The sequence below is a fragment of the Dyadobacter beijingensis DSM 21582 genome (genome assembly GCF_000382205.1).
Lineage (GTDB): Bacteria > Bacteroidota > Bacteroidia > Cytophagales > Spirosomataceae > Dyadobacter > Dyadobacter beijingensis.
The window spans coordinates 1,140,980-1,157,675 of record NZ_KB907788.1 but is presented as its reverse complement, the minus strand read 5'-3'; the positions used below and the strand labels follow the sequence as shown (position 1 = coordinate 1,157,675).

The 16,696-nt window shown below is 55.7% G+C and carries 12 protein-coding genes; 6 read left to right on the top strand and 6 right to left on the bottom strand.

Features of this window, described 5'->3' with window-relative positions; all coding sequences use genetic code 11:
- Window positions 1–19: 19 nt before the first annotated feature.
- Window positions 20–1,114, bottom strand: coding sequence for a sensor histidine kinase (locus tag H144_RS0118320; RefSeq protein ID WP_019943555.1), 1,095 nt, complete (start codon window positions 1,112–1,114; stop codon window positions 20–22).
- Window positions 1,115–1,126: 12 nt separating this feature from the next.
- Window positions 1,127–3,232, bottom strand: a complete 2,106-nt coding sequence (locus H144_RS0118315) for a xanthine dehydrogenase family protein molybdopterin-binding subunit (protein WP_229207932.1) — start codon at window positions 3,230–3,232, stop codon at window positions 1,127–1,129.
- Between the two features lie 194 nt (window positions 3,233–3,426).
- Between H144_RS0118315 and H144_RS0118305 the strand changes: the two genes are divergently transcribed.
- On the top strand, window positions 3,427–4,293 hold the full coding sequence (locus H144_RS0118305) for an NmrA family NAD(P)-binding protein (protein ID WP_019943552.1): 867 nt from the start codon (window positions 3,427–3,429) through the stop codon (window positions 4,291–4,293).
- Between the two features lie 6 nt (window positions 4,294–4,299).
- On the opposite strand, the gene H144_RS0118300 is transcribed toward H144_RS0118305, so the two are convergent.
- Window positions 4,300–4,776, bottom strand: a complete 477-nt coding sequence (locus tag H144_RS0118300) for a hypothetical protein (RefSeq protein WP_019943551.1) — start codon at window positions 4,774–4,776, stop codon at window positions 4,300–4,302.
- Window positions 4,777–4,794: 18 nt separating this feature from the next.
- Window positions 4,795–6,504: a tetratricopeptide repeat protein gene (locus tag H144_RS0118295; protein WP_019943550.1), complete on the bottom strand. Its 1,710-nt coding sequence runs from the start codon at window positions 6,502–6,504 to the stop codon at window positions 4,795–4,797.
- 172 nt (window positions 6,505–6,676) lie between these two features.
- Here H144_RS0118295 and H144_RS0118290 point away from each other — a divergent pair, with 172 nt between their 5' ends.
- A complete protein-coding gene (locus H144_RS0118290; protein WP_019943549.1) occupies window positions 6,677–8,455 on the top strand; it encodes a PAS domain-containing protein in 1,779 nt (592 codons plus the stop codon).
- Here H144_RS0118290 and H144_RS0118285 read toward each other — a convergent pair.
- Together H144_RS0118285 and H144_RS0118280 are read right to left on the bottom strand one after the other, a co-directional pair.
- On the bottom strand, window positions 8,452–9,048 hold the full coding sequence (locus H144_RS0118285; protein ID WP_019943548.1) for a hypothetical protein: 597 nt from the start codon (window positions 9,046–9,048) through the stop codon (window positions 8,452–8,454). The two genes, H144_RS0118290 and H144_RS0118285, sit on opposite strands and share 4 nt — an antisense overlap.
- Window positions 9,049–9,053: 5 nt before the next feature.
- The gene (locus tag H144_RS0118280) at window positions 9,054–9,860 is read right to left on the bottom strand and encodes a metallophosphoesterase family protein (RefSeq protein WP_019943547.1); all 807 of its coding nucleotides are present in this window, start codon (window positions 9,858–9,860) and stop codon (window positions 9,054–9,056) included.
- A 169-nt stretch (window positions 9,861–10,029) separates the two neighbouring features.
- Between H144_RS0118280 and H144_RS0118275 the strand changes: the two genes are divergently transcribed.
- The 4 genes from H144_RS0118275 (at window position 10,030) to H144_RS0118260 (ending at window position 16,652) form a co-directional block, all read left to right on the top strand.
- Window positions 10,030–10,488, top strand: a complete 459-nt coding sequence (locus H144_RS0118275; protein ID WP_051100125.1) for a hypothetical protein — start codon at window positions 10,030–10,032, stop codon at window positions 10,486–10,488.
- 165 nt (window positions 10,489–10,653) lie between these two features.
- Complete coding sequence (locus H144_RS0118270; RefSeq protein WP_019943545.1) at window positions 10,654–11,031, top strand: hypothetical protein; 378 nt, start codon at window positions 10,654–10,656, stop codon at window positions 11,029–11,031.
- A 94-nt stretch (window positions 11,032–11,125) separates the two neighbouring features.
- Window positions 11,126–15,496, top strand: coding sequence for a CusA/CzcA family heavy metal efflux RND transporter (locus tag H144_RS0118265; RefSeq protein ID WP_019943544.1), 4,371 nt, complete (start codon window positions 11,126–11,128; stop codon window positions 15,494–15,496).
- A 10-nt stretch (window positions 15,497–15,506) separates the two neighbouring features.
- Entirely contained in the window at window positions 15,507–16,652 is a 1,146-nt protein-coding gene (locus tag H144_RS0118260) for an efflux RND transporter periplasmic adaptor subunit (RefSeq protein ID WP_019943543.1), read from the top strand.
- Window positions 16,653–16,696 lie beyond the last annotated feature (44 nt).

The window sequence follows — 16,696 nt, the reverse complement described above, 5'->3', positions numbered from 1 at the left end:
TCAGTAACCGTACGCTCGGTTACTGAATGGCATGCTGGCGGGCCTGAGGTGCGTGGTGCGGGTCCAGCGAGAGGGTGAGATGTACGTTGAAAATGCCATTATCTTTCTGAATGTCAAGCATGTGCCTGCCCGGATAAAGGAGGTCGAGGCGGCGGCGTACGTTTTTGAGGCCGATGCCGCCATCATGCGCGGCCTGCTGCACAGCGACCGATGAAGCGGTATTCGAAACCAGGAAATGAAGATCGTCGCCCTGCGTGTGAAGCTGCATGCTGATCCGGTTTTCGCAGTGGCTGTCTTTCGAAATATGTTTGAAAGCGTTTTCGACGAAGGTCATCAGAATAAACGGGGCAATGCCCGCGTCGCCCGGTAAATCGGCTATTTCTGCCGTAACCAGCACGCCGCGGTTTTGCCGCAGCTTTTCGAGGGCGATGAAATTGCGGAGATACGCCACCTCCTTGTCGAGCGGTACGAGCTCGTCGTTGCATTCGTACAAATGGTGCCGGAGCAGTTCCGAAAATTTCGCGAGCGAAGCAGACGCGACGTCCGGGTTTTTGTGAATGAGGAAAAATATCGAGTTAATGCTGTTGAACAGGAAATGCGGGTTAAACTGGTGTTTCAAAAAGCGCAGTTCCGTTTCGAGGTGCTCTTTTTCCAGGAGCTGTTTGCGCCGTTCGGTACCGATCCAGTTTTTGGTAAGTTTAATGCTCATCGCCAGCGTGGTACTGGCCAGGGTGGACGGCATCGCCTCTCCGAAAAAGTAGAAAAAGCAATTTTTATCCCGCCCAAAGAGCATCTCCACCGACTGGTGCGCCAGCCACGCGCTGACATAATATCCCGAAACGATCACGAGCGCGGTAGCGAGCAACGTCATGCCCAGGTAGGCGATGTAGGGTTTATAACGGCCCTTTTCCAGGTAGCGCGGGATGAGGTAGTATAAATTGAAATACACTGCTACCGCCTGGAAAACGACATAAAACAGGAATTTAACCGCATAAGGCGAAAACAGGATGCTTTCGGCCGCTTTGAGCGGGTTACCCATCGCCACCACCCACCACAAATAATGGTAGACCAGCCAGAACGGAATATGGTACAGTTTCGAAACAGCCTTTTGCATACCCCCAATTTATCAAATATTGCCCAGCAATGGTAACTTCCTCACGCGCTTGCCCGTAGCCGCGAAGAATGCATTCGCCAATGCCGGTGCCACGGGTGCCACGCCCGGCTCGCCCGCGCCGCCCATTTTGCCTTCATCTTCCAGGATATGCACGGTAATTTCGGGCGCTTCTTCCATCCGTAAAATCCGGTAATCGTGGAAGTTGCTTTGCTGAATGCCGTTGTTCGTCAGCGTGATTTCCCCATACAGTGCTGCCGTAAGGCCATAAATGATGCCGCTTTCCATTTGTGCTTTCATGCCGTCGGGGTTCACGGCAAGCCCGCAGGCGATCGCGCACGTGACGCGGTGTACTTTTAATGCGTTTTCCAAAAACGATATTTCCATCACCTGCGCCACTACGCTGCCCATCGCCGCATGCACGGCCACCCCGCGGAAATGGCCGGTCGGAAGCGGCTGCCCCCAGCCGGCCATTTCGGCCGCGGTGGTCAATGCGGCCAGGTGCCGCGGATGGTTTGCCAGCAGCGTTTTGCGGTATCCGACGGCATCGCGACCGGCGCGGAATGCCAGTTCGTCCACCAGCGTTTCCATAACGAATGCCGTGTGCGTATTGCCCACCGACCGCCAGGCCAGCACCGGTACGTTGTTGGCCGTCGTGTGTAAAATGACAGCGTGATCGGGGCAGCGCGCGATGTAGGGCGAGCCGTTTACGCCGTCGAGCGTGCTATAATCGAGGCCGTTGGGGGCGATGTCTTTTTCCAATACGGTATTGACAAACAGCGACTGGCCCGCTACGTGATGCTCCCAGACCATCGGCAGCCCGTCGGTACCGATCCCGATTTTGACCTTGTGGAAATACACCGGCCGGTAATAGCCGCCGCGGATATCGTCCTCGCGCGTCCAGATGAGTTTGATGTGTTCGCCGGAAGCTTTGGCAATGTGCAATGCCTCCATCACCCAGTCGGAGCCGAATGATCCACGGCGGCCGAAACTGCCGCCCATCGCGGGCGTGTAGAGCGTCACCTGCTCCTCGCGGAAGCCCAGTATGCGGGCCGCGTCCTGCCGGTGCAGCGATTGCGACTGGGTGGCCGTCCAGATTTCGCAATGACCGGCCGTGAGTTTGACGGTGCAATTCAGCGTTTCCATCGGTGCGTGGGCAAGGTAAGGAAACTGGAATTCCTGCTCGTGTACGGCGCCCGCTTTCGGCCACGCATGGGCGACGTCGCCGTTCGACTGGCCTTTAATGCCCGGTTTGAGGGTTTCATTTCGGTACTGCACGATCTGCGACTGCATCTCGGGATTTTCAGCCCGATTGAAATCCCATTCGATTTTGAGCGCTTTTCTCCCCTGGATAGCCGCCCAGGAATGCGCTGCTACGACAGCCACGCCAGACGGTATTGGTACTACCTTTCTTACCCCGGCCACGCGCAAGGCTTCTGACGCATCGAAGGATTTTACTTTTCCGCCAAAAACGGGGCAGCGTTCAAGCACGGCAACAAGCAGGCCCGGAAATTGGATGTCGATGCCGTATGGCAGCTTGCCATTGACTTTTTCGGCAATATCCAGCCGCTGCGGCGACCGGCCGATCAATTTCCATTCGCTGCGCTCGCGGAGCTTCACGGTTGGGACGGGTAACTGCGCTGCGTCCGAAGCCAGCGCGCCATAGCTGATTTTTGTCGATCCTGCCATTACGTACCCATTGGCCGTTGTGCATTGATCCGGAGCGATGCCGAGGCGTTTCGCGGCCGCCTGCACGAGCATGGTGCGGGCAATGGCGCCCGTGGTCCTGAACCGGTCGAACTCCGAGCGGGTAGTATCCGAGCCTCCCGTAGAAAGCACGAAGATGCTTTCCTCCGGCACCGGGCCTTCGATGACCCGGTTTTCGACCCGTATCCGCGACCAGTCGCAATCCAGCTCTTCCGCGATGAGCATCGGGAGCGTGGTCCATATGCCCTGGCCCATTTCCACTTTGTGCAGGATAACGCGGATTGTGTCGTCGGCATCGATACGGAGCAAGGCATTCGGCGAAAAACCCGCCTGCCGCAATACGCCGCCCGGCGATTTTGGAGGGATAAAAAAGGATAATAGCATCCCGCCGGTGGCCAGGGAGGCTGTTTGCATAAAATGGCGGCGGTTCATAGTCATATTTGCCGGGATGTTGCCTGCAAAAGAAAATGGTAGCCTTCCAATGCAAAAATTGTTTTGACGAGCTGCATTGAAACGGGGATCAAATGCCAAATGCAGCCCGATAGCCGCCCCGCTGGTTTGATTTTTGATGTAACCGCATTTTTCAAAATCACTACAAACTGAAAATCATGGCACATATCATTTTAGGAGCGTCGGGCCGGGTCGGTTCGGCGGTTGTAGAAGAGCTTGTAGAACGGAATGCAGCGGTCAAGGGAATCGTGCGGAACGAAGACCAAGCGGAGGAACTGAAAGCCGGCGGCGCGGATGCCGCCATTGCCGATGCGCATAACCTGCCAGCATTAAAGGTGGCCCTGCGCGACGGGCAGACACTTTTCGCGCTCACGCCGGAAACCGGGCAGGAGGAGAATGTGCTCGGCGATACGAACGACATTCTCACCAACTACCGGGCGGCACTGATCGCCAGCGGCATTCAAAAGATCGTGGGGCTATCGTCCATGGGCGCGCAGCACCGCGAGGGCACAGGCAACCTGGTAATGTCCTACATGCTCGAACACGCTTTCGACCGGATGGATCTGACGCGGGTTTTCATCCGCCCGGCCTACTATTTCAGCAACTGGGAAAATTACCTCGATACGGCAAAGGAAAGCGGCGTTTTGCCCACATTCTTTCCCGTGGACCTGAAAATACCGATGATATGCCCGTTCGATGTCGGCCATTTTGCGGCGGAAGTGCTGCTCAGCGACGATGCCGACAATACCATTTACGAGCTATACGGCCCGGCGGCTTACAGCTCTGAAGATGTGGCTGGCGTGTTGACGAAGGTTTTAGGCAAAAAAGTCAAAGCGCAGCAGATCCCGCGCGGCCAGTGGGGCAACACGCTGGAATCGATCGGTTTTTCCCACGATGGTATTCGGAATTTCGTGGAAATGACCGACGCCGTGATCAGCGGAAAATCCCGGCCGGAGGGGCATGGTACCATTCGTGCGGAAATGCCTACGACTTTGGAAGAGCATTTGGAAAGAATGGTCGCCTAGCCCAGGTCACCGCCGCCCGGATGCCGACACGATGTAGGAAATGGGGATACCCACGGCCACGATGAGGATCGCCATGCCCAGCAGCGCTGCGCCGGGATCGGGGAGGGGCATGCCTTCAAACACGATTTGCAGCACGCCCAGGTTCATGACCAGCCAGATGAACACACCGTACAAAATCCCGCTGAGCAGTTTTCGCTGGCGCAGAAATGCCAGGCTGGGGAAAATGAGGTAGTAGAAAACCGTAAAAATGAATGCGATCACAAAATGAAGCAGCAGGCCGGTGACGATCATCGGCGTACCACCCGAATAGGCGGCCTTACCGAACACCGCGCTGGAAATGGACATCAGGATACGCGCAGGGCTCGTTTTTTCCAGAATCACGGCATACACGAGAAATGCCGCCAGGATATCGAGCGTACCCGCTACCAAAGTGGCCGACAAGATGGTGTTCCGGCCTGCCCGACTGATTTTGAACGCGCCCATAGCAACCTACGACTGATGTTATCTGATAAAGACCGACCCCGCCGGAATCTGCTCGGCATTGGCGAATGCACGTTCGTATCTGGCTTTTATGCCCGCGATCTCTTTCGTTTTGCGCTGCGCTTTCAGGCTCTGCGACAGGCCCACGAGCGACCAGCCGTTGGACGGATTATAGATCAGGTCTTCGCGGTAAACCTTCTCTGCCAGTGCAGGCTTGCCTGCTTTCAGGAGGTAAGCGCCCAGGAATTGCCGCGAGGGCAATGGCCAGTCTTTGGGTTCGGTGTAGATGAGCTTGTCTTCCAGCTTTACCGCTTCTTCCAGTGCCGTAATGCCTTTCGCCTGGTTGTTTTGCGCCATGGCCAACACGCCTTCGAGCACCTTTTGGGCAACGGCCGCTATCTCGACGGGCGAATTAAATGGTATCCTACGCCTGGTGAGCACAGGCTCTTTGGATTTTTCTCTCAGCGACGCGAGCCGCTCAGCGGCGGCGTCCGGACGGCCGGTGTGGGCATAGGCAATGCCTTTGGCAAAGTCGGAGAGCAGGCTGGCATAGGCCCATGAATGGTCGGGAGCCGAATCGGCGAGGATCTGCTGCCATTTACCCAGCCGCACCTGCGTCATCACGGGAAGCATATACAGATACTGGTCATAGGTATTTTCCGGCTTGGGCGCAACGCTCTGGCGTACGCGCTGCGCATAGCGCGTGGCGTCCTTATACATACCCGCGGTGAGCGCGCAGTAGGTTTGCACGGCGAAGTAATGCGGTGAATGCTTGTTTAATGCAAGGTTTTTGGCCAGCATATCGTAGTTGAGCAGCGCCTCGTCGGCCAGGTTATTAACTTCCACGCCTTTGCCGTAAAGACCATTGCGCTCGTATTCGTGGCTGGCCATGTGTACCATATGCGCTACGCCCGGGAGCAGGTCGCGGAGGGCTTCCGCACTCCCCAGCGCCACTTCGGGATGCCGCGATGCTTCGGTGAGATGAATGTAGTAATGCAGGCCGGCAGGATGTTTCGGGGAGGCTTTGAGTGCTTTTTCGCAGAGCGCCACGAGTTCGGGCGTCCAGGGCCTGGCGGTACCGTCTTTTTTCCAGAAATCCCAGGCGTGCATCAGCATTTGGGAGTCGATGTACAGGATCTTGAACTCGGTTTCGTCCGGATGGTCGGTGACGAGCTTTTTGAGTTTGTCGGAATAGGCCTGGTTCAGTTCGGCACGTCTGGCGTCGGTCGGGTCGTCGGAGTAGCGGCTATTCATGGCGTCGATCAGGCGTTGTTCCTTTTCGGTGGCATGGGCGGTGAGGCTGTTCATACGAATTAACGCCTGTGCCACTTCCGCGGGCTTGGTGTAGCTATGGGCGGCATTGTAATACGGCCCCATCGCGAGCGCCTGTCCCCAGAATGCCATCGCATTGGTAGAGTCGATCCGTCCTGCTTCCCGGAACGACGCGACGGCTTCTTTGAAGTGATAACCGTAATAGAGGTTCAGACCCTGATCGAAATAGAATTGCGAGCTATCGGAGCTGGTCGATACTTTGTAGGAGAAATTACCCCATCCCGGCAGTGCCACAATGTATTTGCCATTTAGCAAAGGTGCCTGTAAATTCTGGTAGGCTGGGCCGCAGACGGGGATTTCGGCGGGTGCGCTGTTGAAAGTTTCAGTGCGCGGCTCATGGTTAAATGCAATAATGCCCGTCAGCAATGACAAGGCGGTGATGGGTATAATGGTCTTCATGCCGTATTTTGAGGTACATTGCCAATATAGTCATTAAATTACGCCGTTTAGTCGAAAATATCTTTAAATTGTACGAAATAATGGGGCTGCGGACGAGGGGATTTCATATAGACGTTTATTATATATCGTTAGGAGAAACAGTGCATTGGGCCGTGCTGGCCGACAAAACGATATGATCAACAATTATTTAGGTCAGGTATTCAGATCGCTGCCCGCGCCAAGCCTGGTGCTTCTGACCGACGTTCCCAAATTTACCATTGCCGACGCCAACGATGCCTACCTCGCCCTGGTACACATGACCCGTGACGAGTTGATCGGCAAAGGGTTTTACGAGGCTTTCCCCAACAATCCCTACAACAGTGTGCCGCCGTGGAACAGCCTGTTGGAAAAGCTGGTGGCCGATGGCCTGCCTAACGAGGCGCCGGTATCGAAATACCTGGTGACACCGGCGGGTGCGGATAAGCCGCAGGTCCGGTACCTGCACGCCAGCAATACGCCGGTGCGTGACGAGGCGGGCCAGATCACGTGCATCCTGCGCACGGTAACCGACGTAACGGAGGTGACGCTCGCCCAGCAAACGCATAACCCGTTCACATCCGGGAAATTCCTGAACGAAACGCTCCGCATTGCCCGCGTGGGCAGCTGGGAGTGCGACCTGATCAACCAGGTGATCGTTTGGTCGGATGTGGCGAAAGAAATCCATGAAGTACCGGCCGACTACCAGCCCGGCTTTCACACGGCTATCGATTTCTGCCATCCCGGCCCCGGCCGCGACGCATTCGTGCAGGCCATTTCCGAAGCGATCGCCGATGGCAAGTTTTTCGACCTCGAACTGTTGATCGATACCCCGTCCGGCCGCGAAAAGTGGATCAGGGTAACCGGTAAGGCCGATGCGGTCGAAGGCGTTTGTACCCGCATTTACGGGGTTATCCAGGATATCCACAACCGGAAAATGGTGGAGCAGGAGCTGCTGCAATCGCACCGGCAGTTCGAATCGCTCATTCAAACGGTGGACGGGATTTTCTGGGAAGCGGACGCGAGCACATTTCAGTTCAGTTTTGTGAGCGACCAGGTCCGCAGTATTCTCGGCTACTCGCCGGAAGAATGGCTCGGCGATCCCGACTTTTGGCAAAAACACATTTACCCCGACGACCGCGAACAGGCCGTGCGCTTCTGCCACCGCGAGACGCAGGAAATGCGCAACCACACGTTCGACTACCGCATGATCGCCCGCGACGGCAGGCTGGTGTGGATCAAAGACGTCGTGTCGGTGATCAGCGAAAACGGCAAGCCGGAATTGCTGCGGGGCCTGATGGTGGATATCACGAAGGCCCGGCAGGAAGAGCACGAACTGAAACTGCTCGTGTCGGTCATTACCAATACGAACGACGCGGTATTGATCGCCGAGTCCGACCCACGGGATGTCACAGGGTTACGAATATTGTATGTCAATGCCGCATTCACGCGGATCACGGGCTACGCGCCGGCCGAAGTGCTGGGCAAAAGCCCGGCGCTGCTGAAAGGTTTCAGCCCCGCGCGGAATGATTTTGACCGGTTGAAAGATGCCATTTATCATCTGGAACCGCTCAAAGGTGCGACCCTGCGGTACCTCCGGGAGGACGAGGAATGTTATATCAACCTCGCGCTGCTGCCCGTTACGGACGTGCGCGGCGTACATACGCACTGGATCGCGATCGGCCACGACGTGACCGACCGGCTGCGGTACATCAGCGAGATCGAGGAGCGGAACCACAAGTTGCAGGAGATCGCCTGGATGCAGTCGCACGTGATACGCGCGCCGCTCGCGAGGCTCATGGGGCTGATCGACCTCATCAGCAACTACCAGCATTCGGAAACCGAGAAAACCGAGCTGCTCGATCACGTGCTCACATCGGCATATGCCCTGGACGAAATCATCCGCGACATTTCCTCCAAAACGGAACGCATTTAGTCGAAACCGAATTTTAGTCCCAGCGAAAGGCTCACGATGTCGTTGATTTTGAGAAACCCCTTATTCTGAATGTAGCTGACGATCAGCAGGTCGTAAGTGCCGAGTTCGTAATAGAATTCCATCGAACGCCTCCGGTTGTTGAGTACCACATGGCGGCCCGCCTTACCGCCGATGAAGGCGCCGGGACGGATCGAAGTTGCCCACCAGTAATATCCCGACGGATAGTACGACGGCCATTTGGTATCGAACTGCGGCCCGAACGTATAGCTCATATAGGCTCCGATGGAGAACGGGCGGATGTAGTAACTGTCTTTCAGGCTGATACGCCAGGGCGAATACGTTGTTTTCAGAGTAGTGCTCACGAGCGCGTCACCCCCGAATTTTTGGGGCAGAAAGCCGATCAGCAGGTCTGTTTCCAGTGTCATGTTGCGTGACACATAGCCCGGTCCGCCCGAAAGGAAACCGATATTGCCCGCAAATTGCAGTTTCAAATGGTCGGGCAAAAACCATTTGCGGCGCGGTGAAAGCCCGACTTCCTGGGCGGAAACCGAAAGGCTCAATAGGAATAGAAATGGGAGCAAATATTTTTTCATGGCTTTCAGAATTCAACCCGTTCAACTTTATAACCGCCTTTCCAGGTTGAAACAACCATATAACCCCGCGCACCCATGGAGGTGGTGAGGTAATAATGCACGCCGTCGTCGTAAATCTCGCCGTCGTGAAACCGGTGCTGGTGGCCGTATAGCGAGAACTTTACCGTAGGGTCGCCTGCAAGCGCCTCGGTATAGGGTTTTTCAAGTTCCTTGTCAAAATCCGCGTCGAACGGCGGCACGTGGGCGACCACGATCGTGTTTTTCTGTTCCGGATTGTCGGCGAGCTGTGCTTTGAGCCAGCCAATGTCCGGTACGGAGCCGTCGAAGGCGTATTCGCGGGAATTGGTATTGATAAAAATGAACCGGTCGCGGCCGAACGCGAAGGTGTAGTTGAGCGGCCCGAACATTTTGCGGTAGGTGGCCGAGCCGTTCGCGACAATGTCGTGATTGCCGATCACCGTCACGTACGGGTATTTCAGGCGCAGCATGATCTCGTTCACCCATTTGAACTCCTGCGTAAGCCCGAAATCGGAAATATCGCCGGCGTGGAGCACGAACGAGATGTTTTTTTGCTGATTGGCACTTTTGACGAAATCTTCGCATTCGTCGTACCACCGCTGGGTGTCGCCCATGAGGATGAAGCGGGTGGTGTCGGCCACAGGCAGCTGGCTGATGCGTGCGATGTTTTTCGCAGTCAGGTCTTTTTCGCGGTCGAGGAGGGTTTCCTCATTGGGATTATATTGAAAAAGGCTGTCGCACGAAGCGAAGAGGAAGGCCAGGCCCGGAATGGTCCAGCGTAAAATATTTTTCAAAATTGTTGATGAATTAGTGAATAAGAGTGATCCTGCTTACGGGAAGCATGTGGTAATAACCCGGAAAATCATTGTTTGATTCCGGCAGGCCCATTATATTTAGTCCGAAGCGCAGGCATGGTTTTTGCGCCGTTACACATTATTACTTTCATTTAAATACAAAACCATTATGAAAATCAGGGACATAATAGGATCGTTGGCCATCGTGCTGATCTCGCTATCGGCATCGGCCCAGGTGGTGTCCAAAGACTCTATCAACATGCTGAAAGACCAGAAACAGGTAATCGAAGTCAGCAAAAGGCTGAACGAGCGTAAACTGGAACTGGCCAAATTGGAAAACGAGCTGCCGGGTAGAACCGAAGAAGTGGCGAAAACAGCCGAGCAGGCACAAAAATCGGCCGATGCCAATAAAGAAGCAGCGGAAAGGCTGGGCAGCAATGCACAGGACAAAAAGGCGGCACGCCGCGCGAGCAAAAGTGCCGGCTCTGCCCACCGCGATGCGAAAAAAGCCCGGCGCGCGTCCGATAACCTGGATAAACTCAATAGAAATATCGAATCATTGAAAAAGAAAATAGCCGACGACGAATCGAAACTGTCGTCGTTGCAGGGCTCCGGCGGCGGCCGCTAGTATCGGAGATAATAAGAATATCAGGTAGGAAACTTGTACTTTTTCAGTGAATGACATGCCGGCCTCGTACCGGCATGTCGCATTTTATCCGGTAACGGAGGTTAAATATGCTTTCTTGAAGACCTTTGGTTGACTTTAACGATACTGTGCGTTACTTTTACGAGCGTGAGAAAGCTGCTGCGAAATATCATTTTATTTATAGTCATCCTCGACACGACCTCGTTGTGCCAGGTGTATAAAGTGCCTTTGCTGCTCAAACATTTCGCAGAACACAAATCCCTGAACCAGGCCATTACCTTTCCGGATTTCCTTTCCATGCATTACCTGGGCAAGGATTTGAACGACAACGACGACGATAAGGACATGCAGCTCCCTTTCAAAAAGGTGGAAGCACACACGTCCAGCTTCATTTTCGTTCCGCATACGCCTGTATTCACTTTCAAAAGAGCATACCTTCCCATCAAGGCCGAATATGGCCCGGCTGTGCCGCAGGTGCACTACAGCACCGTGCTCGGCTCCCTCTTCCGTCCGCCGCGCGCGTAAATACACATTGCTCGCGGGCTGATAATGCCCGAGTTATCCGTGCGTGCCATTGACGTGGCCCTGCGCGTATCCGTGTATTTATTTTTCGACCAATATGCTGAACAGAATCATCAGGTTCTCCGTGGAGAACAAGCTGGTGATCGGGATATTAATGTTGCTGTGGGTGGCCTGCGGCATCTATGAACTTACCCGGTTGCCCATCGATGCCGTTCCCGACATCACCAATAACCAGGTACAGATCATCACCACCGCACCGTCGCTCGGTACCGAGGATGTGGAGCGGCTCATCACCTTCCCGATCGAACAAGTTACGGCCAACATTCCCGGCCTGAAAGAAAGCCGGAGCATGTCGCGCTTCGGGCTTTCGCTCGTTTCCATCGTTTTCGACGACGATTCGGACATATACTGGGCCCGCCAGCAGGTTACCGAACGCCTTTCGCAGGTAGAAATGCCTGAAACTGCCGGCAAGCCGGAGCTCGCACCGGTTACGACCGGCTTGGGAGAGATCTATCAATACGTAGTAAAGCCTAAAAAGGGCTTCGAAAAACGCTTCACGCTCTCGGACCTCCGCACCACGCAGGACTGGCTCATTCGCCGCCAGCTGCTCGGCACGCCGGGCGTAGCGGACGTATCGACATTCGGCGGGGAGCTCAAACAATACGAAGTGGCTGTGGACCCGTCGGGCCTGAAAGCCATGGGCCTGACCATTACCGACGTGCTTACGGCGCTGAGCCGGAACAACCAGAACACGGGCGGCGCCTACATTGAAAAAGGCCCGACGGTGCTGTACATCCGGAGCTTGGGCCTCGCCGGTTCGATTGGCGACATTAATCGGATCGTCGTCGCCAACCGCGGCGGGGTACCGGTACTCGTAAGCCATGTGGCAAAGGTGCGTTTCGCGCCGGCAATCCGGTACGGCGCCCTTACGATGGCCGGATACGGCGAGGTGGCAGGGGGCATTGTGATGATGCTCAAAGGCGGCAATTCGTCGGAAGTGATCGGGAATGTGAAAGCGCGCATCGCCGAAATTTCCAAAACATTGCCGCAAGGGCTGGAAATAGAGCCGTTTCTCGACCGTACCAAAATGGTGAACAATGCGATTGGTACCGTAGAGCATAACCTACTCGAAGGTGCGGTGATCGTCGTGATCGTGCTGGTGCTGTTTTTGGGCAATCTGAGAGCCGGGTTTATCGTAGCGTCGGTGATCCCGCTTTCGATGCTTTTCGCCGTGGCTATGATGAACCTGTTCGGCGTGAGCGGCAACCTGATGAGCCTCGGGGCCCTGGATTTCGGACTGATCGTCGACGGGGCGGTGATCATCGTGGAGGCCATTCTGCACCATTTGCATACCTCCTCGCGCTATGCGGGCGTGGCGCGCCTCACGCAGGGAGAAATGGACGAGGAGGTTTCGGGTTCGGCGAGCCGGATGATGAATGCGGCCGTGTTCGGGCAGATCATCATCCTGATCGTATACCTGCCGATCCTCTCGCTGTCGGGTATTGAGGGTAAAATGTTCAAACCAATGGCGCAAACGGTGGCGTTCGCTATTCTCGGGGCATTTATCCTGTCGCTGACCTACGTGCCGATGGTGAGCTCGATGCTGATCAGCAAGAAGATCAGCCGGGAAGGCAACTGGTCGGACCGGATGATGGAACGCATCGAGCGCGGGTATGAGCGCGTACTGGCGCGCGCATTACGTCTGAAGGGCGTCCTCGTGGCGGCGGCATTCGTCCTGTTCGGGCTGGCGGTAGTGGTATTCGGGCGCATGGGCGGGGAGTTTATCCCGCAGCTGGAAGAAGGGGACTTCGCCACCGAGACGCGCCTGCTTGTCGGTACGAACCTCAGCACGACCATCGATGCCATCAACCGCATTTCCGAACGGCTGCAAAAGGATTACCCCGAAGTGCTGAAAGTCGTGTCCCGCATTGGCAGCGCCGAAATTCCGACCGACCCGATGCCGATCGAAGGCGGGGATATGATCATTGTTTTAAAAGATAAATCGGAATGGAAAAGCGCGAAGACGTTCCCTGAGCTGGCAACTAAAATGGCTGCCACCGCGCAGGAGGTTGTGCCAGGCGTGACCACCGGCTTTCAATACCCGGTCCAAATGCGCTTCAACGAGCTCATGACGGGTGCGAAGCAGGATGTGGTGTGCAAGATTTTCGGGGAAGACCTTCATAAGCTCGCCGCCTACGCCGACCAGCTCGGCCAGATCGCACGGAAAGTGGACGGCACCGCCGACTGGTATGTGGAAGAGGTAACCGGCATGCCGCAGATCGTGATCGATTTCAACCGGGCCGAAATTGCCAAATACGGCCTGAATATCGATGAGCTCAACAAAACCATCAATGCCGCATTCGCGGGCGCGGCTGCCGGGCAGATTTACGAAGGCGAAAAACGTTTCGACCTCGTGGTGCGTGTCGGGGCCGAGGGACGCAAAAGCATGGCCGACGTGCAAAACCTGCTCGTATCGACGCCCGCCGGATTGCAGATCCCGCTTAGCCAGGTCGCCACGGTGCGCGAGATCGAGGGCCCGAACCAGATCCAGCGGGAAAATACGCGGCGGCGCATTATCGTCGGTTTCAATGTGCGCGGCCGCGATGTGCAGTCGATTGTGGAAGAGTTACAGCAAAAAGTAGCGGCGAAGATCCGGTTCGAGAGCGGGTATTCCATTACCTATGGCGGCGCATTCGAAAACCTGCAACAGGCGAAGGCGCGGCTCGGTATTGCCGTGCCGGTGGCGCTGCTGCTTATTTTTGTGATGCTGTATTTTACATTCTCGTCGGTGAAGGATGGCGCGCTCATTTACACGGCCATTCCATTGTCGGCCATTGGCGGTGTATTTGCCCTAGCGATGCGGGGTATGCCGTTCAGTATTTCGGCAGGCGTGGGTTTTATCGCGTTGTTCGGCGTAGCGGTATTGAACGGCATTGTACTGATCTCCGAATTTAACCGCATTAAAAAGGAGGGGAAGATCACCGACCCGCTGCTGCTCGTGATGACCGGCACGCGCAACCGCCTCCGTCCCGTACTCATGACGGCCGCCGTGGCCTCGCTGGGGTTTTTGCCGATGGCGGTCAGCAACGGCGCCGGCGCGGAAGTGCAGCGGCCGCTCGCCACCGTGGTGATAGGCGGGCTGATGACGGCTACTTTGCTCACGCTGTTTGTGTTACCTGCATTGTATTTGTTGTTTAATACAAAACAAGGCCCTTCCGGCAAAGCAGGTATCGTGGCTGCGGCTATGATTTTGTTTGCTTCGCTTACGTGGGCGTTGCCCGCGCAGGCGCAGACGCCCGTGGGCGTGGAGGAAGCCATCCAAAAGGCACTGGCGCATAACCGGCTTATTAAAAGCACCCGGCTGGGCGAGCAGGCTGCGGACAAGCTGAGGGGCAGTGCGTTCGACATTGCGAAAACGAGCGTGAGCGCGGATTACGGTAAATTCAATAGCCCGAACAACGATACGCGCATCGGCATTACGCAAACGATTGCTTTTCCAACTGTTTATTCCAACCAGCGAAAGGCACGCGAGGCCGGCTATCGGGCTGCCCAGGCACAAACCCGGCTCACCGAGCAGGAAGTGCGGACGGGCGTACGGCAGCTTTTTTACGAATATGCCGTGTTGCGGGAGCGCGAGAAGCTGCTGGTGTATGCCGACAGTGTTTTCACCGGTTTTGATAGCAAATCGGCGCTTCGTTTCGAGAAGGGCGCCTCGAATGTGCTGGAAAAAACGGCCGCCAGTTCGCAGAGACAGCAGATCGCCAACCAGCTGGACCTCGTTCGGCACGATCTCGCATGGGTGCGCGAACGTTTCAATTTCCAGGTGCAGGATTCATTGACCTACACCCCGGCACCGCAAGCTCCCCGCATTACCGGACCGGATAGTTTCCGGCTCGACACGGCTGCGATATACACCGATCTGCCGCAAATCGAAATGGGTAAGCAGCTGACGGAAACGGCGTACTTCAATTACCGTACTGCAAAAGCCAGAATGCTGCCCGAGTTTTCGGCCGCCTATAACAACCAGAGTCTGCGCGGCACGCAGCTGCTCAATGGACAGGAAGTGAACCTGACAGGCAAAGACCGGTTCGGTTACTACGGCCTGGGCGTGAATATTCCGTTGTTTTTCAAATCGCACCAGGCGCAGATTTCCGCCGCCCGCCTCGACTGGCTCCGTGCCCGCAACGACGCCGAGCTAACCGAACAACGCCTGCGCTCGGAATTGCGGAGTGCGCAGGAGCAGGTCCGGAAATTTGCCCGTAACCTTCAATATTATGAGCAGCAGGGCCTGCCGAATGCGCGGACGATCATCGCCGTGGCCGACCGGCAGTTTTCCGGCGGTGAAATCGACTACCTGCAATGGGTAATCCTGGTAGGCCAGTCCATCGCCATTCAGGGCGAATATGTGAATGCGTTGGGCAGCTACAACGACGCCGTTATCCAGTTACTTCATTTGAACAATCAGTAAGCACATCACCATGAAACCATACATCATCATCTCCGCCGCGCTTTGGGCATGCCTCTCGTGCGGTACCCCGGAAAAGGAGCAGGCGGTCTCCGAAGAACCCGCCGAAAGTGCCGTTGCCACACGCTCGGTATCGTTCGATCCGCAGCAGATACGCAATGTGGGCATTGAAGTGGGCAATCCCGCATTGAAAAACGTATCGGGCGTGCTCATGCTCCAAGGGAAGATCGACGTGCCACCGCAGAGCACGATCAGCCTGAGCTTTCCGCTTGGAGGCTATTTGAAATCGACGAAAATGCTTCCGGGAATGCGCGTCAGAAAGGGGCAGGTGCTGGCTGAGCTGGAAGACATGCAGTTTATCCAGCTACAACAGGATTTTCTCACTGCCCGCGAGAAGTACTCATTGGCCGAAAGCGAGTATTTGCGGCAGAAAGACCTCAACCAGAGCAAAGCCAGCAGCGATAAGGTCTTCCAGCAGGCCAGGGCCGAAATGGAGACGCAGCGTATCCTGATGAATGCCCTCGCGCGCAAACTGGAAGTAATCGGCATCGCACCGGGGAAGCTCAATGCGGAGAATATTTCCAAAACAGTGCCTATCCTGTCGCCGATCGACGGTTTTGTTTCGAAAGTGAATGTGAATGTGGGCAAATATACTGCGCCGACGGATATGCTTTTCGAGCTCGTCGACCCGCACGATATTCACCTGGCGTTGAATGTGTTTGAAAAAGATTTGAATGCATTAGCGGTGGGACAACGCGTGACCGCGTACAATAATGCCGACCCTTCGAAGAAGTTCACGGCCGAAATTATCCTGATCGGAAAGAGCCTTACCGATGACAGAATGGCAGAAGTGCATTGCCATTTCGACCAATATAGTCCGTCGCTCGTACCGGGTATGTTCATGAACGGGGAGGTGTCCGTGGCGAATGCCAGGGCGCTCACCGTGCCGGAAGATGCCGTCGTGCGGTGGGAAAACAAATCCTTTGTTTTCGTGGAGCGCGACTCGGGTAGCTTCGAAATGGTTGAAATCCAGCCTGGGGCCGTCAGGGAAGGCTTTCAGCAGATCAGCGGGGCGGGTATTGCCGCCGATTCGAAGCTTGTGGTCCGCAACGCATACGCGCTTTTGATGAAGATGAAAAATGCAGAGAAGGAAGGTTAGTGTCCGTTGGATAAATTTTTGTTACACAATGTGTTGCGCAGGCA

Excerpts from the sequence above, each read along its gene's own strand:
- H144_RS0118320 (WP_019943555.1), bottom strand. The coding sequence starts at position 1,114 with ATGCAAAAGGCTGTTTCGAAACTGTACCATATTCCGTTCTGGCTGGTC.
- H144_RS0118315 (WP_229207932.1), bottom strand. The coding sequence starts at position 3,232 with ATGCAAACAGCCTCCCTGGCCACCGGCGGGATGCTATTATCCTTTTTT.
- H144_RS0118305 (WP_019943552.1), top strand. The coding sequence starts at position 3,427 with ATGGCACATATCATTTTAGGAGCGTCGGGCCGGGTCGGTTCGGCGGTT.
- H144_RS0118300 (WP_019943551.1), bottom strand. The coding sequence starts at position 4,776 with ATGGGCGCGTTCAAAATCAGTCGGGCAGGCCGGAACACCATCTTGTCG.
- H144_RS0118295 (WP_019943550.1), bottom strand. The coding sequence starts at position 6,504 with ATGAAGACCATTATACCCATCACCGCCTTGTCATTGCTGACGGGCATT.
- H144_RS0118290 (WP_019943549.1), top strand. The coding sequence starts at position 6,677 with ATGATCAACAATTATTTAGGTCAGGTATTCAGATCGCTGCCCGCGCCA.
- H144_RS0118285 (WP_019943548.1), bottom strand. The coding sequence starts at position 9,048 with ATGAAAAAATATTTGCTCCCATTTCTATTCCTATTGAGCCTTTCGGTT.
- H144_RS0118275 (WP_051100125.1), top strand. The coding sequence starts at position 10,030 with ATGAAAATCAGGGACATAATAGGATCGTTGGCCATCGTGCTGATCTCG.
- H144_RS0118265 (WP_019943544.1), top strand. The coding sequence starts at position 11,126 with ATGCTGAACAGAATCATCAGGTTCTCCGTGGAGAACAAGCTGGTGATC.
- H144_RS0118260 (WP_019943543.1), top strand. The coding sequence starts at position 15,507 with ATGAAACCATACATCATCATCTCCGCCGCGCTTTGGGCATGCCTCTCG.